The following is a 23,033-nucleotide window of genomic DNA, read 5'->3' as shown; positions in this document are numbered from 1 at the left end:
CTTTATGCAGATTAAATGCTTGGATACATTTTTGTGGAGGAGATTGCGATAGGATTTTTCAATCTGTTTTATACATAACAAGATGCATACTTTTGAAATAAATAATATTTTTGAATTGAACTTCGCCGTAATTTTGTTTTTTAAGTAAAATTTTAATGTTGGGGATGAAAATGGACAAAGTGTTTGCCAAAACGGGGGGAGGCTAAGCTTTAAGTCGCAATTCAATCATTTATATTCTAAATTGATATCTTATTGAACTTAAAGCGTTGCATTGAAAAATGAAGTTATTAAGACTAACCGCTATTTAAGGTAAAAAAGTCTCCTGTAAGTAACTCCACTGCATTTTTCCTTGAATTTCTTCAATCAGCGCACAAGAACGTCGAACTAGAACTCCTGATTCCTTGGTGTGTTTTTCAGTATAGGTGAGAACAATGCTTTGTTCACTTTGCATCAAAATTTGTTCATCATAAATTTCGATCTTTAGATCTGGCATCTTGCCCTGATTATTGCTAAACAGCCCTTTGACATCGGCCAAGGAAAAACGCTTTCCAGCTGCACCGACCATCTCAAAATGATCGGAAAAATATTCAATAAGTAGGGGAAGATCTTGTTCTGTATGTTTCCCGTTAAAAATACGTTCAATCAGTACGTGCATGCTATGTATACTTTCAATTGCATCTTGTTTTGACAGCGGCATATCCATTTCCTATGAGAGGTGTATTTTTTATATTATGTAAAAATAAATGTAAAATTCAATATTATTTTAAAATTAAATTTTTAACGTATGTTTCAAGAACGCTCCCAAAAATAATTTACAATTTAAAAATATAGTATCTTATTGATATCTATTATTTTAAATAAAATAAATTGGTTCGAGTTGAGCATTGTGAAGTAAAAGGTATAACTATATACTTAAAATAACATGGAAAATTCCATGTAAAAATAACTATAGTGTGGTAAGCTTTTCTTTATGAAGGTGGATAGGAAATGGATATTTCCTCGAATAAGCGACATCTTCTTAAAGATACCAATCATAAAAATGCATGGACAAGGAAGAAAAATGGATACTCACTCACCAGAGTCAACAGGCTCTCATTCAAATACATATGCATGGTATGTTGTTTCACTTTGCATGTTGGCTTATATATTTTCATTTATAGATCGGCAAATACTGGCACTGATGATTGAACCGATTAAGGCTGATCTAGGTTTGTCAGATACCCAATTTAGTCTATTACATGGTCTTGCCTTTTCATTGTTTTACGCCTTTATGGGGTTGCCACTGGCCTATTTGGCAGACCGATTTTCTCGACCAAAAATTATTGCAGTCGGGGTGGTATTTTGGAGCATTGCAACTGCATTCTGTGGCTTAAGTAAAAACTTTATTCAACTGTTTTTAAGCCGTATGGGTGTTGGGGTGGGCGAAGCCGCTTTATCTCCTGCAGCTTATTCAATGTTTAGTGATATGTTTAGCAAGGACAAATTAGGCCGTGCTGTTGCAGTATATTCAATTGGTTCATTTGTCGGTGGAGGGATTGCTTTTCTGGTCGGCGGTTATGTGATTGGCTTGCTTAAAAATATGGACACCATTCAGGTTCCTTTATTTGGTGCATTAAGAGCATGGCAGGCGGCATTTATTATCGTAGGCTTACCTGGAGTGTTTATTGGCTTACTGGTGTTACTTACGGTGAGAGAACCGCAACGAAAAGGTCAGCGTTTAAATGCACAAGGTCAAGTTGAAAAGACCAATATGAAAGATGCGTTTAAGTTTATCAAAAAACATAGTCGTACTTTTACTTGCCATTATTTAGGTTTTACTTTCTATGCAATGGCGCTGTATTGCCTGATTAGTTGGTCACCAGCATTTTACATGCGTAAGTTTGGCCTTACACCGACAGAAGCAGGCTATATGCTAGGCACGGTGTTATTGGTGGCAAATATTCTTGGCGTATTCTGTGCAGGCTGGCTCAATGACTGGTTTATTCAAAAAGGACGTAAGGACGCGCCAATGATTACGGGGGTGATCGGAATCGTAGGATTAATTTTACCAATTATGGTCTTTACCCAAGTCAATGAGCTGTGGCTTTCTGTGGTATTTCTGGTCCCTGCTATGTTTTTTGCCTCTTTCCCAATGCCAATTTCAACCACAGCAATGCAAATGCTGGCACCGAATCAGTTGCGTGCACAAATCTCAGCCGTGTTTTTGCTGATCAGTAATTTGGTTGCGGTTGGGATCGGTACCACGTTGGTGGCATTGATTACAGATAAAATTTTTGAAAATCCACTAATGGTGGGGATGTCTTTGTCTATCGTGGGTACGATTTCATGTGTGTTGGCATTTATCTTATTGAAAAAGGGCTGTAAGGCATTTAGCGCCAGTATGCAGCAGGAACATGCCTCTTAATCCAATGGTGTTCTCAATCAGTCACAACGCCCATTCTTTGTAATGGGCTTTGTGACTTGTTTGGTCAATCCATAATCAGGGAGTGAAAGAATGGAACAGTTTTTCAAATTGGATTATCTGGATGAACTGCTATTGTTTAAATCGGATGATTATCAAACCATTAAAGATCAGGTCAGTTATTATTTAAGCCCTCATCGTTTTGAGGTGGAAGTGCGTGAACCGTTAAATACCCGTTTAAATGGTTTTCGCTTTGGAAATTGTGCCTTGTACGATCTTAAATATAGCGCACCTGTGATGATTACCATTGATGAGGTTTCTGATTTTTATTTATTTCGATTGACACTGGAAGGTCAATGTAAAGTCGGTATAGAAGACCAACAGGTGCTACAGTCAGTCGGGATTATGTCAATTACGCATCCACATACTCAACAGCAAATCCAGACCAATCAGCATTGCCGAAATATTATTTTAAAACTTGCTCAACATGATGTAGAAACCCAATTGTTTAAAATGTTGGGGCATACCAGTCATGAACCAGTTGTCTTTGATATGAGCCTGTCCTGTACCGAGGAAGGCATAGACTCGATTATTGAAACCCTCAATTATTTGTGCCATGCCTATTATCATATTCAAAATTGGAGCTTTATCTCAGCGAGTTTTACCCAGTATTTAATTGAACTGATTTTATTGAAGATCCCAAATAACTATAGTGACCAGCTTAATTTGCAAAGACAGCATATTTTGCCCGGCTATCTAAAAAAAGCACAAAAATATATTCAGAATCATTTAGAAAAACCGATTTCATTAGCGGCTTTAAGCCAGTGTTGTGAGGTGTCGATCCGCACATTGCAAAAAGGCTTTAGCCAGTATTTACAACAAACCCCAGTCGAGTATATCCGTGATCAGCGACTTGAACGGGTACATCTGGCTTTACAGCATGCTCAAACCAATGAAACAGTGACGGATATTGTGTTGCGTCACGGTTTCCAAAGTTTAGGGCATTTTTCTACGCTGTATAAAAAACGCTATGGGTGTTTACCTTCTAAAACTTTAAAAATGAGCCCTGTTCAAATGAGTACAATGCTTTCGTAAACTGAACACGTGTTGCGTGTTTGGATAAGCCAGCAGGTTATTGCGCTTCTATGATGAATTGAAATAAATCAGGAAGAGCAATGATGAAAATTACAGTTTTAGGTGGCGGTCATGGATGTTATGCAGCTGCGGCAGAAATGGCTGAAAAAGGGCATGAGGTGCTGTTATGGCGCCGTGATTCAGATGCTTTGCAACAACTTGCTGCCACTGGGCAATTAAAGATTAAAGATTATCAAGGCGATCGTACTGTGACGGTGGGTTTTGAAAAGAGTCAGATTAATTTGTCTGATGATTTGCAACGCGCCATTGAACATGCCGAGTTGATTATTATTCCATTACCTGCGACCACACATGATGATTTATCCCATCAAGCGGCGCCATTTTTTAAAGCTGGGCAAGTGGTGTACTTACCACCAGCGACATTTGGTAGTTTTATCTTTGCCAAGGCGATGCAACAAGCAGGCAACACTGCGCAAGTGGCATTTGCAGAAACGGGAACTTTGCCTTATTTGGTGCGTAAACATGGGGTGAATCAAATTGTGATTAGTGGTTATGCGACCCGGTTACCCACAGGCGTATTTCCAAGCGTATTGTCACAACATGCATTTCAAGTGCTTAAGCAGGCTTATCCTAGCGTTGAACCCGTTGAGGACAGCTTAAGTGGTGCATTGATGAATGCTGGACCCATTATTCATCCACCTTTAATTTTGATGAATGCGGGTCCACTTGAACATTTTGAAGCATGGGATATTCATAATGAAGGTACTCAACCCTCAATTCGCCGTGTCACCAATCAACTCGATGCGGAACGAATGCAAGTACGTGAAGCATTGGGATATGCCGCACCACATTTTCCTTTGGCGGATCATTATAATCATGAAGGTGAGGGTGATGAATGGATGTATGGACGTGGGGCACATGGAAAATTAACTGACAGTGGTGACTGGCGTGAGGATATCGACTTAGATTCACATCGCTATATGTTAGAAGACACTCGTTTAGGATTATCTTTTTTAGTTTCTGTGGGACGTTGGGCAGGTGTCGCAATCCCTGTTGCTGAGGGCTTATTGAATATCGCGTCAGCGGTCACGGGTAAGGATTTATATCAACAAGGACGTACTTTTGAGTGTTTAGGTCTTGCGGATAAAAGCCCAGTAGAACTGCAAGCGATTTTGCAACAAGGAGTCTAAAATGCAGATGATCGAAAAAATTGCGGTGCTCGGTGCTGGACGTATGGGCAAAGCTATTGCGATTGCTTTTGCCTATGCAGGACTAAACGTTGATTTGCTTGATGCAAAACAACGCAGTGGAGCTGAATTTGAACAATATCAAACTCAAATTCGTGCTGATTTACAGCAAGAGTTACAGTTGCTTGAGAAAATTCAGTTTATTCAAGCAGACCAGCAAGATTTTATTTTGGATAAGATTGCGATTTTATCTAAACAGGTTGCTACAGGCATATTGCCAAGCTGTGCGTTGATCCTTGAAGCTGTACCAGAAGTAAAACAAGCCAAACAAGAAATTTTTGCTTGGCTGGATCAATATCTTTCACAGCAGTGTATTGTGGCTTCGACCACCTCTACATTTTTAGTGACGGATATTGCGCAAATGATTTCGCATCCTGAGCGAGTGGTCAATGCACATTGGCTAAATCCTGCTTATCTCATGCCTTTGGTGGAGTTAAGCCGTTCTGACCAGACCTCAAATGAGGTGCTGACTCAGCTTAAGCATTTCCTACAGGTGATTGGTAAGGTACCTGTGGTTTGTAATGCCAAGGCGGGCTATATCGTGCCAAGGATTCAGGCCTTGGCAATGAATGAAGCGGCACGTATGGTTGAAGATGGAGTCGCTTCGGCAGAAGATATAGATATTGCTATTCGTACTGGTTTTGGTTTGCGTTTTTCTGTTTTAGGCTTATTGGAGTTTATTGATTGGGGCGGTGGCGATATTTTGTATTATGCCTCGCAATATTTGCAAAAAGAGCTGGGGGAGCGTTTTCGTACACCTGAAATTATTGCGGAAAATATGCGTCAGCAGCGTAATGGCCTTCGTGAAAAGCAGGGTTTTTATAATTATGCAGATGTGGATATTCATCAATATAAACAAGATGTTTTACGGACCTTTTCAGATCGAATTGAAAAAAGTAAGTTAAAACCATCGTTTAATATTTTACAGTCCGCAACGTGATGAACCGAACAATTCGCCCATTGCATTCAGCTAATGGGCGTTTATTTACAGCTTTTAGCTTGATGGCATCAAATTGAATAGCTTTTTCAACTGTGCATTTAACTGATGCAATTCTTCATCTTCAAAGGCATTTAAAATCCCAGATAAAGTCACTTGGCTGATTTGATTAATCTGCTCCACCAGTTCTTTGCCTTTGTCAGTGAGCTTGACCATCGAAATACGTTCATCAGACTCTGAAGAAAAAACCTGCACAATATCATCTTCAACTAGGCGATAAATGGCTTTGGTTGCTGTGGTCAATTTAAGGGTAGAGAGGTTGGCAATTTCGGTAATACTGGCTTGTTGCAAAGCATTGGTACTTAAAATGATTTTACGACGAGTATTGTCGATACCTAGTTTTTTTATTGATTTTTCAATAAGTTGTGTGTATTTACCATTCACTTGAGAAATCCAAAAGAAAGGATAGCTTTGTAAGCTGCTAGGTTCATTATTAGGTAGAAATTGTTCTAAATGAGTAAGCATAGCAAAGTGATAACTTTATAAAGATGAATATTCATCATTATACAAAAATTAAAGAAAAAATCTTTGCTCTTTCTGATAAAAACATCTTGACAATTACATTACTTTTTCCGATATTGGTATTAAGTACAAAAATACATGGAAAAGTGAATGAATATTGTTGTACAAGAGGTACAAATAGGACGTGGTGCATTAAAAGTCATGGTGAAAGATTCCATTGATATTCAAGGTCTAAAGACCATGATCGGAAGCAAAGCCTTGATGGATAAGCCTTCTGCAACAAAGAATGCAGAAGTGGTAGAGCGTATTTTGGCAGCGGATTGCCAAATTACTGCAAAAACCAATCTGCATGAGCTGGCTTTTGGTATTACCGGGATCAATCCTGTTTTTGGCACTGCAATCAATCCTCAATATCCTGATCTAATTCCAGGTGGTTCATCGAGTGGGTCTGCTGCTGCAGTAGCCGCGGGTCTGGCTGATTTCACTTTAGGTACCGATACTGGTGGTTCAATTCGTATGCCAGCGGCATGTTGTGGGGTGTATGGTTTTAAACCGACATTCAATCGCGTCAGTCGTCAAGGGATACATCCGGCCATGAGTTCGTTGGATTGCGTGGGACCATTTGCCGCTTCGGTTGCAATGATTGAAACCGCGATGCAGATAATTGATCCAAGTTTCCATGCTTTGGAAAAATTAGCGCATACGCCGAAACTGGCTTGGCTTGAGGTAAATGCGAACCCAACGGTATTGAACTGTATTCAGCATTTTCTTGCTCAGGCGAATCTGTCAGCTACACCAGTGAAATCTGAATGGTTTGAACCTGCTTATGATGCAGGGATGCAAATCATTAATTATGAAAATTGGCAGGCGTATGGCGAATTAACCAAAACTGGTTTATTGGGTGACGACATCCATGCTCGCTTGCTCAAATCTGCGCAAACCACGGCGCAACAAGTAAAAGAGGCGGAAACGGTCAAAGCACAATTTATCAATGAAATTGATGGCTTATTGGAAAAATATGATGCCGTGTTACTGCCAACCCTTCCGCAAATCCCACCCAAATTAATCGATGCAGAACATATGGTTGCACTGTTGAACTTAACTTCATTGGTGCGTCCATTCAATTTATCTGGACATCCTGCAATTTCAATACCGCTCAAAACCAGTGAAGGGCAACCAGTGGGTTTACAAATCGTGGCAAAACGAAATTCGGATGAGCTTGTGTGTGCAATTGCGAAATATATCGTGGACGCCGCGCAATAAATGACAAGGAGTTGGGTAATGAATAATTTATCGACAAAGGAATTTGTAATGGACACAACAATAACGGAATTAGAAGCACTCTGTCAGGAGATTCGAGAACGTGCTTGTACAGGCGAGTTCGATAACCAAGCGTATGTGAGTCAAGACATTATTGATAAGTTAAAGCAGGTTGGAGTCTATCGTGCATTGGTACCGAAACGTTTTGGCGGCAATGAATGGTCACCTCAACAATTTTGTGAGTTGATTGAACGTTTGTCTAAAGCGGATGGGTCCGTGGGATGGGTTGCGAGTTTTGGGATGAGCCCTGCTTATTTGGGTAGCCTGCCTGAAGCAACGCTTGAAGAATTATATAAAGAGAGCCCAGATATTGTATTTGCAGCAGGTATTTTTCCACCGCAACCCGCAGATTTAAGAGCTGATGGCGTGGTGGTAAAAGGTCGATGGAAATTTTCAAGTGGTTGTATGGGGGCCGATATTATTGGGGTGGGGATTAGCCCACAGGTCAATAACACCACACAAGGTCTTCCACGTTTAGCAATTATCCCTGCAAAACAAGCACAAATTGAAATGACTTGGGATACGGTCGGCTTAAAGGGAACAGGCAGTCATGATCTGCTGGTGGATAATGTCTTTGTTAACAATGACTGGACCTTTATCCGTGGCGAACCTTCCAAACTTTCGGAACCATTTTTTAAATATCCATCACTGTCATTGGCAACACAGGTGTTAACTGTGGTCGGGATCGGCGTTGCAGCAGCAGCGTTGGAAGAATTCCAAAAATTAGCACCTGGCAAATTATCTATCACAGGTGGTGCTGAAATTGCCAGTCGCCCAGTCACTCAATATGAATTTGCCCAAGTCGAAGCTGAGTTTAAAGCAGCACGTGTTTGGTTCTACGACACTATGCAAATCGTTTGGAATGAGATTATTGCAGGTGGTACGCCAACGCCAGAACAGATCAGTGAGATGCGCTTGTCTTGTACCCATGTTGCTCGAGTTTGCGCACGCGTAACGCGCAAAATTCAAATGCTGGCGGGCATGACTGCAATTTATACCCATAACCCATTTAGCCGTTTTGTGAATGATACCAATGTGGTGACTCAGCATGCCTTTATGGGCGATGCCACTTTACAAAATGCCGCTTTGGTGAGCTTTGGTATGCAGCCAGCACCCGGTTATTTATAAGCCGAATTTAAATAATCACGAGATGTCCAAGGATGATATGACATGAATAGCCAAATGGATTTGACCGTTATCTTACAACGCTTAGAGCAGCTCGAAGCGCAAAACGCGATTCGTAATTGTATTCATCGTTATATGGAAATTTGTGATGGATTAAATGCCAAGACTGACCTCAATGAATTAATGGATTTATTTGATCAGGACAGTATTTGGGAAGGAATTGGTGAGAAATATGCGCAATCTTTTGGTCGCTATGCTTCATGGCAAGCCATTTTTGACATGTTTAAAAGCTATACCCAAGCCGAATCACATTTTGTGATGAATGCGCATTTTGTCAGCTCAGAACAAATTTATATTGCAGGCGATCAGGCCAATGCAAGCTGGTTGATGTTGCAAACCTCGACCTTTCTCAATGGAGATAGCCATTTAAATGCCGCAAAACTCAGTGTGAAATTTAAACAGCAAACCGATGGTCTATGGAAGATCAAACATTTTCAGACTGAAAATATTTTTAGTCGCCCCGTGTCTCACTGGAACAGTACAGCGATATTGCCAGTACCGTCTCAGCAATAAGTTATGGATAAATTGAAAAGGATAATGGATATGAACAGTATTATTCCAATGCAGAATATTAACATTGATTACAGTGAGTTAGTCCAAAGTGATCGTGCACATACCTCTTTATATAAAGATGCGCGTGTCTTTGATGATGAAATGGAAAAGATTTATTACAGCACTTGGGTTTGGGTGGCACATGCCAGCGAAATTCCAGATGGTGGTAGCTATAAAACTATTAATATTGGTAAGCAACCTGTTGTCGTTGTACGTGACCGTAAGAAAAAAGTCCATGTATTGCTCAATCGTTGCCGCCATCGTGCAGCAACGGTATGTGAACATAAAAAAGGCAAAACCAACAGTTTTGTTTGCCCATATCACGGATGGAGCTATGCACTGGATGGTTCATTACGTGGTGTACCTTCACCTGAAAGTTATGGTGAATGTCTGGATAAATCAGAGTTTCCATTGATTAGCCTACGTGTTGAAGAATACAACGGTATGATTTTCGCTACCTTTAAAGACGATATTGAACCTTTAGCAGATTTCTTAGGTGCAGCGAAAAAATGGATTGATTTGTTTATGAAACAAGGCGCAGGTTATCCAATTAAAGTATTGGGTGAACATCGTTTCCGTTTCCCAGGCAACTGGAAAATCCAGCTGGAAAATACCACCGATGCCTATCATTTTCCGTTGGTACATAAGTCATTCTTAAGTTCAGTCGATGAGAAGACTGAAGAGTTATTTAATTTTGAAAATCAACCTGGCTACGTTGAAGATTTAGGTAATGGGCACAGTGTCATGGTGATGATTCCTGAGCTGGTGGATTTAGATGAAGAGTTGATGGAACGCCCAATTCAGGAACGTTTTGAAGAGCTTGCACAGGCGTTACGTGATGAAGGGCATGAAGAACTTGAAGTACGCCGTATTGTACGCGCTGTGGGTGGCTCTGGTTTTAACTTAAACCTGTTCCCGAACATTGCCTGTTCAATGGCCTTCTTCCGTGTTATGCAACCGATTTCAGTCAATGAAACTGAAATTCATCATTCCGTGATCACGATGGATGGTGGTCCACAGATTGCCAATCAATATCGCTTACGTCTACATGAACATTTCCAAGGTCCATTTGGTTTCGGTACACCTGATGACTCAGAAGCGTGGGAACGTGTGCAACATGGTGCCAATGCTGGTCATGATTTATGGATCATGTTGAACCGTGGTTTACCCGGCGAAGTAAAAACTGAAGATGGCTTAAAGAGCGATGTCAGTGCAGAAACTGGAATGCGCGCTGCTTATCAGCAGTGGAAAAAGATGATGACGGCTTAAGGAGAGTAGCATGAACATGAATTTGCAATTATTAAATGAAGTGACTGCTTTTGTTTGGGCTGAAGCTGACATGTTAGACCACAGTGAATACCGTGAATGGCTCAATCTCTGGAATGAAAAAGGCGTGTATATCATTCCGATTGATCCGACACTCAAGGATTATGAAAATAATTTGAACTATGCCTATGACAATAATCATATGCGTACATTACGGGTCGAACGTTTGGAAAATGGTGAAGCGATTTCGACTGCACCCAAAGCCAATACCGTCCGTAGCGTGTCACGTATCCGTGTCGTAAAAGATGAGGATGGTGAAATCATTTTACGCTGTGCACAAAACCTTCGTGAATTCCGTAAGGAAAGCTTGAAACATTACACCGCAGATGTGATTTTTCATTTGGTTCGTGATCCAGAACAAGGCTTTAAGATCAATCGTAAAATTATCAACTTAGTCAACTCGACCGATACTTTGGCGGGTATCAGTTACATCCTCTAGGAGCGCAAAAAATGAAACAGGTTGTTTTAGTCACGGGCGCAGCATCTGGTTTAGGGAATGTGATCGCCGAATATTTTGCAGCACAGGGGCATCAAGTGATTGTCTCTGCCAGCAGCTTAGAAAAGGCTGAAAATGCCAAAGCACGTAGTCCTAATGCGGAGAATATGTTTGCGTTAAAACTGGATATTTCAGTTGAGCAAGATTTTCATGCTGCAGTGCAGTGGATTCAAAAAAAATTCAGCAAATTGGATGTGTTGATTAATAATGCGACGGTCACTAAGGCAACTCCTGTTTTAGAGATTACTGCAGCTGACTTTGACTGGATCACCCAAGTGAATCAGCGAGGAACCTTTCAAGCGTGTCAGATTATTGGCAAATATATGGCAGATCAAGGCTATGGCCGTATCGTCAATATGGCTTCATTGGCAGGACAAAATGGAGGTACTGCAACAGGAGCACACTATGCTGCAACCAAAGGTGCAATTGTGACTTTGACCAAAATCTTTGCCAAAGAGTTTGCTGCTAAAGGCGTGACTGTAAACGCCATAGCACCTGGGCCAATGGAATCACCGATTGTACACAGTGTGGTATCTGACGAGAAAATGGCGCAATTTATTCAAAATATCCCAGTCAAAGCATTAGGTAGCATGGAATTTATTGCTGAAACCTGTGCCTTGTTGGCAAGCCCAAGCGCTGCATTTGTCACTGGGGCGACGTGGGATATTAACGGTGGATTATTTATGCGTTAAGCCTTGGGCGAGATGCATAAAAGGGAGATAAATCATGGCTACACTCTATAACGTGGTTGTCAGAAACCGTCATGTAGAAGGTGGGAATGTTGCAGTCATGGAGTTTGAATCTGCAAATTCTGCCACATTACCAAAAATTGAAGCAGGTGCGCATATTGATGTGCACTTACCCAATGGTATGGTGCGTCAGTACTCACTATGCCAAAACCCAAAGGATGTTGGCATATTCAGACTGGGGATTTTACGTGATCCAGAATCGCGTGGTGGTTCAGTATCGGCTTTTGATGATTTAAAAGATGGTATGCAAATACAGGTCAGTGAACCCAAAAACCTGTTTCCATTAGTCAAAGCCAAACATGCTGTACTGGTGGGTGGGGGGATTGGAATTACCCCTTTGATCACCATGGCCTATCAATTGGTACAAGAAAACGCATCTTTTGAACTGCATTATTGCGGGGCAAGCCCAGAGCAATGTGCCTTTGTTGATGAAATTAGAAATAGTGTATTGGCGCCATTTACCACCTTTCATTTTAAATCGGAAGGGGCCAGCCATCGTGAGTTTTTTCAATCTGCCATTCAGGACATAGACAAAGCAAGCCATATCTATACCTGTGGTCCCAATGGATTTATGGATTGGGTGATTAATTTGGCTTTGACACAAAATTTTCCTGAGCAACAGATTCATAAGGAATATTTTCAGGTTGAGGTTGAAACCAACGGTGATGCATTTGAAGTTGTTGCTGAGCGTAGTGGCAAGATCATCATGGTCAATGCCGAAGAAACCATTCTGCAAGCACTGGCACGTGAAGGGATTGAGATTGAAATGTCTTGCGAACAGGGCGTCTGCGGAACCTGTATGTGCGATGTGATCGAAGGTGAGCCTGATCATCGCGATGTGTATTTTACTGATGAAGAAAAAGCTAGTAATGAACAAATACTGGTGTGCTGTTCCCGTGCAAAGTCAGCACGATTGGTACTGGATATTTAATTGCTTTTAACAGGACTAAGCAATTTCAGATACCGAGCTAAATAGGATAAAAGATTCAGGAGAGAATAATGAATTCATTAAAATCAATGGATGAAATCAAAATAGATCCAATGCAATTTAGACGGGCATTGGGTAATTTTGCTACAGGTGTGACCATTGTTACGGCACAAAATGAGCAAGGTGAGAAGGTTGGAGTCACTGCAAATAGTTTTAATTCAGTGTCTTTAGACCCACCACTCATTTTATGGAGTATCGATAAAAAATCATCGAGTTTTTCTGTATTTGAGCAAGCTACGCATTTTGCGGTAAATATTTTATCGGGTTCTCAAATTGAGTTATCCAATAAATTTTCCCGTCGCAATATCGATAAGTATGAAGGTACAAGTTATCAGGTTGGTGCAGGTCAATCACCAGTTCTAGACCATTGTTCAGCAGTGTTTGAATGTGAACGACATGAAATTATTGAAGGTGGTGATCACTGGATTATTATTGGCAAAGTCGTTAAGTTTCATGATCAAGGGCGTAGTCCGTTGGTGTATCACCAAGGTGCGTATTCAGGTGTGATTCCTCATCCATTATTACAGCTCAAAGATACTGTAAAAGCAGAAGACTTAGGCGAATTACACCAAGGGCATTTATATAGTAATGTCTGTTATTTAATGAGTCGGGCGTTTAAATTTTATCAGACCGATTATATTCCGAAGCAGTTAATCACTGGATTTCGCACCAGTGAAGCAAGATTATTATTGGTGTTAGGCAGTGGTACCGCATCCAATAAAGCAGATTTACCACGTGATATTGCCATGCCGATGCGTGAGATCGAACAAGCTGCGCTTATCTTAAAAAAAGATGGTTTATTGATTGAAACGGAAGGTTTTTTTAAGTTAACGGAAAAGGGCAAGAAAACCGCACATTATCTGTTTGATATTGCCGATAGCCATCAAAATGAAGTTTTTGAAAAATATCCTGAAAATGAAAAGGAAATTTTTATTAAAATTTTAAAGGATATTGCGGGGATTGTATAAGGCTTAACAAGCTGATAGGTTGTAAGGGTCTATCAGCTTTAGACTATTCGCTATTTATATAATAAACAAAAGAATTTATGAGCGAGAAGTATATTTAATATCGATTTTTGAACAGTTTAAACCGTAAAACAAGGAAGTGAGCGGATGAACCAATATGTACGTGATGCACTAATAACTTGGACGCGTAATATCAAAAATGTTTGCGGTAATTTTGAAACAGATTTTGATGGTACACGTGATTTGTTCATTGGCGAAGTCGAATGTTTTTTATTGGGCGATACTGAGATCGCTTTTATTAAAAATAATGCAAACAAAATTGTCCGAAAAGCGGATGAAATCGATCGAGTAAATAATCGTTTTTGTTTTTTGATTTTGCAGTATTCGGGCAAAATACAGTTGAACTATAAAAATGAAACCTTGAGTCTCAATGAGGGCGATATTGTATTACTCGACCCAGTTGAAACAATTTCTATGTTTCCACAAGGCTTAGTCAGTCAAATTTCTGTGCATCTGTCGCGGGAAAAATTGTTGAAAGAAAATATTAGTTCTGAATATTTTGGCAAACTCATTACGCAAAATATGAGTGGTTTTTTACTTAAAAATATTATGAAAAATATGTCTGCTGAAAACATTAAACTTTGGTATGCAACTGAAGATGGCAATGCTTTTGAAGATGCCTTGATTGCTTTAATCAAGCCGACAATTAATTATAAAAATATGCATGATTCAAATAATCTTATGGAAAAAGCAGAGCGCTATATTATTGAAAGTTTAGCCAAACCAGATCTGACACCTAAGCTGATTGCTGAGCATATTGGTGTATCGTTACGGCATCTTTATCGATTATTTCTTCAAGAAAATTTATCGATTAACAAGTATATACAGCTCAAACGCTTAGAAAAAATTAAAGCAGATTTGCTTGATAAAAAAAATAAGCAAAGCTCGATTACCCAAATTGCCTTGAAATGGGGATTTTGGGATGGCGCGCATTTTTCAAAAATCTTTAAAAAGAATTATGGTGTCTCTCCTAAAGAATTTAGAGAGCATGTCTTGACTTAAGTCTTTTGTTTTTTTGATGTCACTTCTAGACAAGTTCGAGGTCATTCCTGAACAAGCTAGCCCCATGCAAGTGTGTTGAAATTAAATCGATGAGAACAGTTAGGAACGACTGAATAAACTTAAAAATATTCAGTTTATCTCACGAATTTCACACATAGGAACGTGCATTTAACTATCTATCTTAGATAGTTTAGGGATAGATGAAAAGGATGAAACTGATGCGTAAACAACGATTATTCAATGATATACAAAAAATATTGGCGCTTAACTTATCTATAGCTGCAAGCTTTTGGGGGCTGAACACACAAGCTTATGCGCATGGTGGACAGGCAGAATTAGTCCCTTTATATCAAAATATGAGCGAGCAAGGCGCTAAAGTTGTAAAAGATGATTTTACCAATACATATATGATCAGCAAAGGCTCTATAGTGGTGAGAGCTAAACCAAATTCAGATCAGGTTTTAGTCAATGGTAAGTCGTTAAAGTTAAGTGTGCCATTAATTATTAAAGAGGGTAAGCCTGTAATTGGCAAAGACTTTTTCAATGAAGTATTTCAGTCTGGATTAGATCAAACATTTAAAATTGAAAACACGTTTCACCCACTCAATAGTTTAAATACAGAAGAAATCAAAAAAACATTTGAGAGCATTAATCGCTCAAAATATGCCTATAAAAATATGCGTTTTGCCGAGTTAAAGCTGAAAGAACCTGAAAAAGCCAAAGTGTGGGATTATTTTATTAACCACAAAGACTATAAAGAAGACCGCATAGCATCTTTTATTTTATTAAAAGGTAATCAAGCGATTGAAGGTGAGGTGAACCTTCATACTCAGCAAGTTACAAAATGGAATGTATTAAAAGATACACATGGAATGATCCTGCTAGATAACTTCGAGACAGTCCAGCGTGTGATTGAGTCAAGCAAAGAATATCAGGAAGCTTTACGTAAACGAGGCGTAACAGATGTTAAAAAGGTCATTACCAATCCTTTAACTGTTGGATATTTTGGCGGTAAGGATGGTTTAGACAAACAACTCAACGTTTTAAAAGTTGTGTCATATCTAGATACAGGCGATGGTAATTATTGGGCACATCCTATTGAAAATTTAGTTGCTGTGGTTGATCTAGATAAAGAAAAAATTATTAAAATTGAAGAAGGGGCAATGATTCCCGTTCCGATGGCAGATCGACCTTATGCGACTAAAAATACGCAACCCCCGAAAATTAAACCACTGAACATTATTGAACCTGAAGGTAAAAACTTCACAATTACTGGACAGACTGTACATTGGGGAAACTGGTGTTTCCATGTTGGACTTGATTCTCGTGTTGGCCTACAGCTTTCAACCGTGACTTATAAAGATAAGGGTGTAAAGCGTAAAGTCATGTATGAGGGCAACCTTGGTGGAATGGTTGTTCCATATGGTGACCCAGATATGGGATGGTACTTTAAATCTTATCTAGACTCAGGTGAGTATGGTATGGGAACACTAACTTCATCGATTCAACTGGGTACAGATGCGCCAGAAAATGCGGTTTTACTGGATGCCGTGATTGCTGACTACAAAGGGCAGCCTCAAGTTATTCCAAATGCGATCGCAATTTTTGAGCGATACGCTGGACCTGAGTATAAGCATCAAGAAATTTTTGGTGATCAGGATGCAAGTGAAGCCCGCCGTGAGCTTGTGGTGCGCTGGATTAGTACGGTTGGAAACTACGATTACATGTTTGATTGGGTATTTGCTCAAAATGGTGTCATTGGAATTAATGCTGGTGCAACAGGAATTGAAGCTGTTAAAGGGGTTAAAGCGCGAACTATGCATGACAGTACTGCCAAAGAAGACACTAAATACGGCACGTTAATTGACCATAATATTGTTGGTACCACGCATCAACATATCTATAACTTCCGTTTAGATCTGGATGTCGATGGGGAAAATAATAGTTTTATGCATATGGACCCTGTCGTGAAGGTAAATGACAGAGGTGGTGTTCGTACAAGTACGATGCAAATTGACAGTCAGGTGATTAGCAATGAGCAAAACGCTGCTGAAAAGTTTGATCCGTCGACTATTCGTTTGCTAACCAACTTTAATAAGGAAAATAAACTCGGTAACCCAGTTTCTTATCAGCTGATTCCGTTTGCTGGCGGTACACACCCTGTGGCGAAGGGGGCAAATTTTGCCAAAGATGAATGGTTATTTAAACGTCTGAATTTTATGGATAAGCAAATTTGGGTGACGCAGTACAATGCTGATGAACGCTACCCTGAAGGTAAATATTCAAATCGCTCAACGCAAGATACTGGTTTAGGACAGTTTATTCGTAACAATGACAATATTGAGAATAAAGACCTTGTGGTCTGGATGACGACAGGAACAACCCATGTAGCACGTGCTGAAGAATGGCCAATTATGCCAACAGAATGGGTTTATACCTTAATCAAACCGTGGAATTTCTTTGACAATACACCGACCTTGAACTTGGGTGATGAAAAAGAAAATACCCAGCATGAGCATCACTAAAGATGCCAATCAGCAAGTATGGGTAACCAATAAGTTACCCAAAACTTAGCGTCTTGTAGACCGTTCACAAAAAGGAATTTTGTATGAAAACGCTACTTTCTCAAGTGATGAGAGGGACTCTCTTTGTCTCAATTTTTTCAACTGTCTATGCAAGCGAAATAGAAATCCAACCGATGTTTGAAGTCACCTTGGGTGCTTTTAGCAGTGGGAAAAGTTATAACGGTGAAAACATAGCTGAGCAAAGAATAAATTGGCAAGAAGGGCATCTTAAATATGGTGCAAAAGGACAATACACATTGAATAACAACCAACTCTATGCAGGTTTGAGTGGGATTAGCTCAGCCACATTTGGAGAGGGGGATGCAGGACAAAATAGTAATGGTAAAGAACGTAAAACTGATGTGAATGAATGGGTCATTGGTTTTAAAGATGGTACTCATAAAGATCAATTGACCACATATGATTTAAGTATTGGTCGACAAAATATAATGATTGGGGACGGTTTTTTTATTGCTGGTGATGCATTAAACCTTGGGAAACTACCCGCAGATGGCGCATTAGACCGTGGAGGGGCCTATTATCTGGCGGCACGACGCAGTTTTGATTTTACCAGTCTGCTGCAATATAAATTGCAAGATCATACAACCTTAAAACTGGCCTATTTAAAATCGAATAATAAAGCACAATTTTCATCAGAACTCTTTGTAACTGATCTGATGTATCAACTTAATGATAAAGGTATCGGATTTACTTACTTAAATGTATTAGATCTTGACGATGCCGAGCATATTTCAGGGCGGGAAGATCTTAAAAATTATGCTTTACGTTTGAATTATCAACTGTTACCAGAATTACAAATTAAATCTGAATTTGTTGTTCAAGACAAAAAGGAACACCAAGAAAATGCAGGTTATTTAGGACTGAACTATAACTTTTTATCCTCAAAATATACGCCTTCGCTAGGCTATCGCTTTAGTCGTTTTTCAGACCAATATGATCCCATGTTTTATGGAAATACCGTGGGATTTGGAACATGGTTTCAGGGGGAGGTTGCTGGAAACTATGCGGGTCCTTTCAATAAAAATGCCGATATTCATCAAATATCTTACATGATGAATTTAAAAGAAAATTTTATATTAGGTGCTTTGGCACATAAGTTTAAAACAGTAAATAAAGCTTTAACAAATGTTGATGGACATGAGTTGGATGTGTTTTCGGTCTGGTCTGTAAATAAAAACGTTACCGTTATTCCGCTCATTGGGCTGTATAAACCAAAGCAAGATATCCATAGTGGCGGTACTCAGAACTATGATGATAAGACCAATCTATATGCTCAATTGATTTTGCAATATATCTATTAATTAAGCCCTTTAAAGTTAAGTGTGAGGAATAAAAATGAATGAAGTCAAAATATTAGATAGCGTACAGACTTTTTTGAATAGAGCGCATGGACATTTTATTGACGGAAAGTGGGTTGCTGCTCAACATTCAAATAAAGTTGATATTGTAAACCCTTCTACCGAACAAGTCATTGCTCAGATCAGTATCGCTAGTCAACAAGATGTTGTAGATGCAGTATCCAGTGCAGATCATGCTTTTCAAAATGCTTGGGCTGAAACGACACCGTATCAACGTGGTGTAAAACTAAATAAATTGGCAGATTTAATTGAGCAATATGCTGAGGAACTTGCGCAACTAGAGTCTTTGTCTACTGGAAAATTAATTCATATTTCCCGTCATCTTGAAGTGGCACAATCTATTATTTTTTTAAGATATTTTGCTGGTTGGGCCACCAAGATTCATGGACAAACCATGCAACCTTCTATTCCTTCTACACAAGGTGAAAAATATACCGCATTTACCTTAAGGCAGCCTGTTGGGGTCGTCGCGGGTATTGTTCCGTGGAATTTTTCACTCATGATTGGCATTTGGAAAATTGGTTCAGCTTTAACAACAGGCTGTAGCATTGTGCTGAAACCCAGTGAATTTGCCAGTTTGTCATTGCTACGTTTAGCTGAGTTAGCAATTGAAGCGGGTATTCCAGCAGGTGTGATCAATGTTGTGACGGGTAAAGGCGAAACTGGGCAATATCTGATTGAGTCACCCTTGGTTAAAAAGGTTTCTTTCACAGGCTCAGTACCTACGGGGATTGCTATTGGTAAGCTTGCGATGAGCAGTGATTTAACTCGTGTTAGCTTGGAGTTGGGGGGTAAAAATGCGATTGCCATTTTGGCTGATGCAAATATAGATGAGATTTTACCTACCTTGATACAAGCAACTTTTGTGCATCAAGGCCAAGTATGTGCATCGCCAGAACGGTTTTTTGTGCATCAGACAAAATATGATGAGCTTGTTGCAAAGCTTTCTAAAGCATTATCTCAATTTAAAATTGGATCGGCTATGGATGAAAGCAGTATGTTTGGTCCGCTGTCTAACCGACCTCACTTTGATAAAGTAAAGCATTATTTAGATTTGGCCAAAGCCAATAATCAAATTATTGCTGGTGGAGATACTTTGCAACAAACAGGTTATTTTGTCGAACCGACTTTAATTTCTTTAAAAGCGATTGATGATCCATTATTTTTAGAAGAGACCTTTGGTCCAATTGTAGGATTAATGCCATTTGAAACGGATGAAGAACTCATTCAGCTGATGAATCATTCTCGATTTGGTTTAACCGCAAGTATTTGGACCAATGATTTGTCCAAAGCTTTGCGTTTAATACCGAAAATTGAAGCGGGTACTTTATGGGTCAATATGCATACTTTTTTAGATCCGTCGGTTCCATTTGGTGGTGTGAAAGCTTCAGGAACTGGTCGAGAGTTTTCAGATGCATTTATTGAAGATTTCACTGAATTAAAATCAGTGATGATTCGCTATTAAAAATGTACATAGATATTTAAAAGTAGGTAGCACAGTCTAAAAAGAGTGATATCGCTTCCAGTGATCTACTGATTGCGAATATAGGCTTGATAAGTTCTGAAAATATATAAGTTGAACAAGCTTTAAAATTTAAACAGCCCAATATATCTATATATTGGGCTGTTTCGAGTAAAAATTAATAAGTTAAAGTCATACTTTGTTGTGTTGCTTGATCAATTTGCTTTTGGCTTACCGCATCATCCTTACATTGATAGTTTTCAAATAATGGGAGCTGATCGGCAAAGTGTGCATCGGTCTTTCCATTGCGATGAATAAATCCACTTTGACCAGGTGCAAGAATTGAACACATGCCGACTTGATTGGGATTGAGTACCACTCTAAAGGTTGCACTCCCTGTATTCCCATAGGTGCTCAGCTGTTGTTGATGCGCCTGATCAGCCCATGGAATACCCACTGAGTTTTTGTTGGAGAATCCCATTGTGGCAACAGGAATTTTCCAATCATTGGGTTGGTCTGAATGATATTGTTTTGAAAGCTGAATTAAGGTGTTTTCCAAGGCAGTTAACACCACATCATCTGCTGATTGTCCTTTTAAGAAATCAACGGTTTGAGCAACACTGGCTTGTTTGCCTTGCAGTGCATTCCAGATAAGTTTGGATGCATTGGCCGGTTGTGTACTTCGTGGGTCATTATTTACTGGGTAAAGGGTATCTGTGTAACGTGCATAAATATTTTCAGATAGATTCGGTTTAAGCACCAATTCAATCATTTGATTGAGCCATGTACGCATAATGACAGGTGCTGCGCCTTGATAGAATTTAGCCTCACTGTCAGGACGAAGTTTGAAGTCCCAACCCGCCAATATTGGGGCAACTTTCTTTGCCAGAGGTGATGCGTTTGGGCTTTGCGCAGCTTTGACCATATAGGGAATAAAATAACGCGCATTCAGATCCGACCAAGCGCCCATTTTATTGATATCCCAAATGTCTTGTTGGCTTAATTTTGCTTTACTTTCTAGGGGTTCAATCAGTTCATTGACACGGTCAACATGAGAGAAGTTGGAGGAATCGGAACGTAAATCCGCATAAGCTTTATTGTTCCAACTGCTAATATAGCCTTTTTCAGGGTTATAGGCTTTGGGATTATGTGAGAAATCATAGAAACCCTGCCATTCCATTGAGCCATCACCTTGAGCAGGCAGTTGAATATGCTGGTTTTCAGGGCGGATCGGTAAACGCCCCAATGCAGCGACACCAATATTATTTTGGGTATCGGCATAAAACCACGTAATCGAAGCCGCGACACGTTTGGCTTGATCTAGGAATTCTTGCCAGTTGCTCGCTTTTGCTGCATTGGCCCAGCCCAGTAATGTTTCAATCTCTACACCTTCCCAGCTACGTTTTTGTGCATAGGCGGTATGATTTTTTTCATCCCATGTGCTGACAAAGCCCTGTTTACTTTGATACACATCTAAAACATGGTCTGGTTGATTACGGACTTTAATTTTGATCTGTTGATGTTCAAAGGGAATATAACTGCCTTGATAGCGGTACTGTTTTGAATTACTCGGATTTAAGCTGAGTTGATAGACGTCATTGGTATCAAGCGAACCGACAGTTGAACCCCAAGCAATTTTTCCATTGGTTCCAAATAGAATTGCAGGTAGACCGACGGGGGTAATCCCGGTGAGATTATAGCCAGCACCATGTAACCCAACCGCATAAGTAATGGCAGGCGTGTACCAGCCTTGTTGAGGGCCATTATATAAAACCGTTTGGCCTTCTACCGTTTTATCTCCTTTGACCACCCAGGCATTACTGGCTGTAGGGACGCCATCAACCACACTTTTACCCAATGCAATACGCGCTTGAGCTAAATAGTTTTTGGCTGCTTGGTCTGAGATAGGCGCTATACCTTTTAACATGTGTTGCTGATGTGCTGAAACTTGTGGTTTTGCTTTAGATTGAATAATTGTAGGAGCACTCGGATCATCTAGCCAACGTAATTGCTGATAAACTTTTAATCCTGTTTCTTGACCTTTTTCTTTTTGTAGTTGAGTCAGTAAATCTAAGTTTGAGACTTCTAAACTGGCTGAAAAAAAGCGATTGAGAATTAAGCCCACCCAGACCATTGCGATATCTTCTTGCTGCCATGTCGATGGTTTAAAGTCATAATCAATAAATTCTTTAGGCAACAGCTCCGGATTGGCTAAGACCTCTTGGACACGCTTATTAAAACCAGCGGCATAGCCATCGAAAATGGCACGATCTTCAGGAGAAAGTCGGGCAATTTGTTGTTTAATCTGTTCAGGATTAAAGCGACTATGGGTTGCAATATCATATTGTAGATAATCGGGACCGAGCACTTCAGCAACAGTGCCTAAACCTGTACGTTTTGACATTTCCATTTGAAATAAACGATCAGTTGCGACTGCATAAGCATAGCCATAAAAAAGACCATAAGTATCCTTGGCATAGACATGCGGTGTGCCAAAATTGTCACGTTGAATCGTGACCTGTTTTTGCACTGGGTTTGATTCTAAACGAGAGGATGAACTACATCCTGCAAGTAATAAACAACTTAAAACACCTAATTTGATTAAGTGGTGTTTATCGCTCAGTTGATTATTTGAGGGGCTTTTTTTCAATTGAAATATCCTTTTCATTATTGTTGAGAAATAGAGTGTTGGGAAATAAATGCTTTTAGATGTTTTCTAAAAACAGTAGATTTATCGATATACAGGTCCTGAATAAATAAAATGATTGTTATTTTTATATGTA

At 39.7% G+C, this 23,033-nt stretch carries 19 protein-coding genes; 16 read left to right on the top strand and 3 right to left on the bottom strand.

The genetic code is table 11. The annotated features are described in order from the left end of the window. Positions 1 to 304: 304 nt before the first annotated feature. Positions 305 to 697 carry a hypothetical protein gene (locus F981_RS11285; protein WP_004721615.1) on the bottom strand — a complete coding sequence of 131 codons (393 nt, stop codon included), beginning with the start codon at positions 695 to 697 and terminating at the stop codon, positions 305 to 307. 363 nt (positions 698 to 1,060) lie between these two features. Between F981_RS11285 and F981_RS11280 the strand changes: the two genes are divergently transcribed. From F981_RS11280 to F981_RS11265, 4 genes are all read left to right on the top strand, one after another. Continuing rightward, positions 1,061 to 2,404, top strand: coding sequence for a spinster family MFS transporter (locus tag F981_RS11280; protein ID WP_004721612.1), 1,344 nt, complete (start codon positions 1,061 to 1,063; stop codon positions 2,402 to 2,404). 90 nt (positions 2,405 to 2,494) lie between these two features. Next, entirely contained in the window at positions 2,495 to 3,496 is a 1,002-nt protein-coding gene (locus F981_RS11275; RefSeq protein ID WP_004721610.1) for an AraC family transcriptional regulator, read from the top strand. Between the two features lie 83 nt (positions 3,497 to 3,579). Continuing rightward, positions 3,580 to 4,686: an NAD/NADP-dependent octopine/nopaline dehydrogenase family protein gene (locus tag F981_RS11270; protein WP_035371555.1), complete on the top strand. Its 1,107-nt coding sequence runs from the start codon at positions 3,580 to 3,582 to the stop codon at positions 4,684 to 4,686. Position 4,687: 1 nt separating this feature from the next. Further along, on the top strand, positions 4,688 to 5,683 hold the full coding sequence (locus F981_RS11265; RefSeq protein ID WP_004721606.1) for a 3-hydroxybutyryl-CoA dehydrogenase: 996 nt from the start codon (positions 4,688 to 4,690) through the stop codon (positions 5,681 to 5,683). 54 nt (positions 5,684 to 5,737) lie between these two features. Here F981_RS11265 and F981_RS11260 read toward each other — a convergent pair whose 3' ends face one another. Then, positions 5,738 to 6,205 carry a MarR family winged helix-turn-helix transcriptional regulator gene (locus F981_RS11260; protein WP_004721604.1) on the bottom strand — a complete coding sequence of 156 codons (468 nt, stop codon included), beginning with the start codon at positions 6,203 to 6,205 and terminating at the stop codon, positions 5,738 to 5,740. A 147-nt stretch (positions 6,206 to 6,352) separates the two neighbouring features. Between F981_RS11260 and F981_RS11255 the strand changes: the two genes are divergently transcribed. The 12 genes from F981_RS11255 (at position 6,353) to F981_RS11200 (ending at position 20,253) form a co-directional block, all read left to right on the top strand. After that, positions 6,353 to 7,465 carry an amidase gene (locus F981_RS11255; RefSeq protein WP_004721602.1) on the top strand — a complete coding sequence of 371 codons (1,113 nt, stop codon included), beginning with the start codon at positions 6,353 to 6,355 and terminating at the stop codon, positions 7,463 to 7,465. An 18-nt stretch (positions 7,466 to 7,483) separates the two neighbouring features. Further along, on the top strand, positions 7,484 to 8,650 hold the full coding sequence (locus F981_RS11250; RefSeq protein WP_004721601.1) for an acyl-CoA dehydrogenase family protein: 1,167 nt from the start codon (positions 7,484 to 7,486) through the stop codon (positions 8,648 to 8,650). A gap of 42 nt (positions 8,651 to 8,692) precedes the next feature. Further along, positions 8,693 to 9,220 (top strand): nuclear transport factor 2 family protein, encoded by a 528-nt coding sequence (locus F981_RS11245; RefSeq protein ID WP_004721599.1) that lies wholly within the window; start codon positions 8,693 to 8,695, stop codon positions 9,218 to 9,220. Between the two features lie 30 nt (positions 9,221 to 9,250). Then, the gene (locus F981_RS11240; RefSeq protein ID WP_004721598.1) at positions 9,251 to 10,528 is read left to right on the top strand and encodes an aromatic ring-hydroxylating oxygenase subunit alpha; all 1,278 of its coding nucleotides are present in this window, start codon (positions 9,251 to 9,253) and stop codon (positions 10,526 to 10,528) included. Between the two features lie 10 nt (positions 10,529 to 10,538). Next, positions 10,539 to 11,024 carry an aromatic-ring-hydroxylating dioxygenase subunit beta gene (locus F981_RS11235; protein ID WP_004721595.1) on the top strand — a complete coding sequence of 162 codons (486 nt, stop codon included), beginning with the start codon at positions 10,539 to 10,541 and terminating at the stop codon, positions 11,022 to 11,024. 11 nt (positions 11,025 to 11,035) lie between these two features. Beyond that, the gene (locus F981_RS11230) at positions 11,036 to 11,773 is read left to right on the top strand and encodes an SDR family NAD(P)-dependent oxidoreductase (RefSeq protein WP_004721594.1); all 738 of its coding nucleotides are present in this window, start codon (positions 11,036 to 11,038) and stop codon (positions 11,771 to 11,773) included. 34 nt (positions 11,774 to 11,807) lie between these two features. Further along, on the top strand, positions 11,808 to 12,761 hold the full coding sequence (locus F981_RS11225) for a PDR/VanB family oxidoreductase (RefSeq protein WP_004721592.1): 954 nt from the start codon (positions 11,808 to 11,810) through the stop codon (positions 12,759 to 12,761). A gap of 65 nt (positions 12,762 to 12,826) precedes the next feature. Next, complete coding sequence (locus F981_RS11220; protein WP_409360505.1) at positions 12,827 to 13,786, top strand: p-hydroxyphenylacetate 3-hydroxylase reductase component; 960 nt, start codon at positions 12,827 to 12,829, stop codon at positions 13,784 to 13,786. A 144-nt stretch (positions 13,787 to 13,930) separates the two neighbouring features. Beyond that, positions 13,931 to 14,845, top strand: coding sequence for a transcriptional regulator FeaR (gene feaR, locus F981_RS11215; protein ID WP_004721588.1), 915 nt, complete (start codon positions 13,931 to 13,933; stop codon positions 14,843 to 14,845). 209 nt (positions 14,846 to 15,054) lie between these two features. Continuing rightward, a complete protein-coding gene (tynA, locus tag F981_RS11210; protein WP_170266081.1) occupies positions 15,055 to 17,370 on the top strand; it encodes a primary-amine oxidase in 2,316 nt (771 codons plus the stop codon). Between the two features lie 83 nt (positions 17,371 to 17,453). After that, entirely contained in the window at positions 17,454 to 18,731 is a 1,278-nt protein-coding gene (locus F981_RS11205; protein WP_004721585.1) for a hypothetical protein, read from the top strand. 34 nt (positions 18,732 to 18,765) lie between these two features. Further along, positions 18,766 to 20,253, top strand: coding sequence for an NAD-dependent phenylacetaldehyde dehydrogenase (locus F981_RS11200; protein ID WP_004721583.1), 1,488 nt, complete (start codon positions 18,766 to 18,768; stop codon positions 20,251 to 20,253). A 175-nt stretch (positions 20,254 to 20,428) separates the two neighbouring features. Here the strand turns inward: F981_RS11200 and F981_RS11195 are convergent, their stop codons facing one another. Next, positions 20,429 to 22,918, bottom strand: a complete 2,490-nt coding sequence (locus F981_RS11195) for a penicillin acylase family protein (protein WP_042140770.1) — start codon at positions 22,916 to 22,918, stop codon at positions 20,429 to 20,431. Positions 22,919 to 23,033: the final 115 nt, after the last annotated feature.

The sequence above is a fragment of the Acinetobacter guillouiae CIP 63.46 genome (assembly GCF_000368145.1).
In the GTDB taxonomy this organism is placed as follows: Bacteria; Pseudomonadota; Gammaproteobacteria; order Pseudomonadales; family Moraxellaceae; genus Acinetobacter; species Acinetobacter guillouiae.
The sequence above is the reverse complement of the archived record's forward strand: the minus strand, read 5'-3'. Positions and strand labels throughout refer to the sequence as shown.

Excerpts from the sequence above, each read along its gene's own strand:
- F981_RS11285 (WP_004721615.1), bottom strand. The coding sequence starts at position 697 with ATGCCGCTGTCAAAACAAGATGCAATTGAAAGTATACATAGCATGCAC.
- F981_RS11280 (WP_004721612.1), top strand. The coding sequence starts at position 1,061 with ATGGATACTCACTCACCAGAGTCAACAGGCTCTCATTCAAATACATAT.
- F981_RS11275 (WP_004721610.1), top strand. The coding sequence starts at position 2,495 with ATGGAACAGTTTTTCAAATTGGATTATCTGGATGAACTGCTATTGTTT.
- F981_RS11270 (WP_035371555.1), top strand. The coding sequence starts at position 3,580 with ATGAAAATTACAGTTTTAGGTGGCGGTCATGGATGTTATGCAGCTGCG.
- F981_RS11265 (WP_004721606.1), top strand. The coding sequence starts at position 4,688 with ATGCAGATGATCGAAAAAATTGCGGTGCTCGGTGCTGGACGTATGGGC.
- F981_RS11260 (WP_004721604.1), bottom strand. The coding sequence starts at position 6,205 with ATGCTTACTCATTTAGAACAATTTCTACCTAATAATGAACCTAGCAGC.
- F981_RS11255 (WP_004721602.1), top strand. The coding sequence starts at position 6,353 with ATGAATATTGTTGTACAAGAGGTACAAATAGGACGTGGTGCATTAAAA.
- F981_RS11250 (WP_004721601.1), top strand. The coding sequence starts at position 7,484 with ATGAATAATTTATCGACAAAGGAATTTGTAATGGACACAACAATAACG.
- F981_RS11245 (WP_004721599.1), top strand. The coding sequence starts at position 8,693 with ATGAATAGCCAAATGGATTTGACCGTTATCTTACAACGCTTAGAGCAG.
- F981_RS11240 (WP_004721598.1), top strand. The coding sequence starts at position 9,251 with ATGAACAGTATTATTCCAATGCAGAATATTAACATTGATTACAGTGAG.
- F981_RS11235 (WP_004721595.1), top strand. The coding sequence starts at position 10,539 with ATGAACATGAATTTGCAATTATTAAATGAAGTGACTGCTTTTGTTTGG.
- F981_RS11230 (WP_004721594.1), top strand. The coding sequence starts at position 11,036 with ATGAAACAGGTTGTTTTAGTCACGGGCGCAGCATCTGGTTTAGGGAAT.
- F981_RS11225 (WP_004721592.1), top strand. The coding sequence starts at position 11,808 with ATGGCTACACTCTATAACGTGGTTGTCAGAAACCGTCATGTAGAAGGT.
- feaR (WP_004721588.1), top strand. The coding sequence starts at position 13,931 with ATGAACCAATATGTACGTGATGCACTAATAACTTGGACGCGTAATATC.
- tynA (WP_170266081.1), top strand. The coding sequence starts at position 15,055 with ATGAAACTGATGCGTAAACAACGATTATTCAATGATATACAAAAAATA.
- F981_RS11205 (WP_004721585.1), top strand. The coding sequence starts at position 17,454 with ATGAAAACGCTACTTTCTCAAGTGATGAGAGGGACTCTCTTTGTCTCA.
- F981_RS11200 (WP_004721583.1), top strand. The coding sequence starts at position 18,766 with ATGAATGAAGTCAAAATATTAGATAGCGTACAGACTTTTTTGAATAGA.
- F981_RS11195 (WP_042140770.1), bottom strand. The coding sequence starts at position 22,918 with ATGAAAAGGATATTTCAATTGAAAAAAAGCCCCTCAAATAATCAACTG.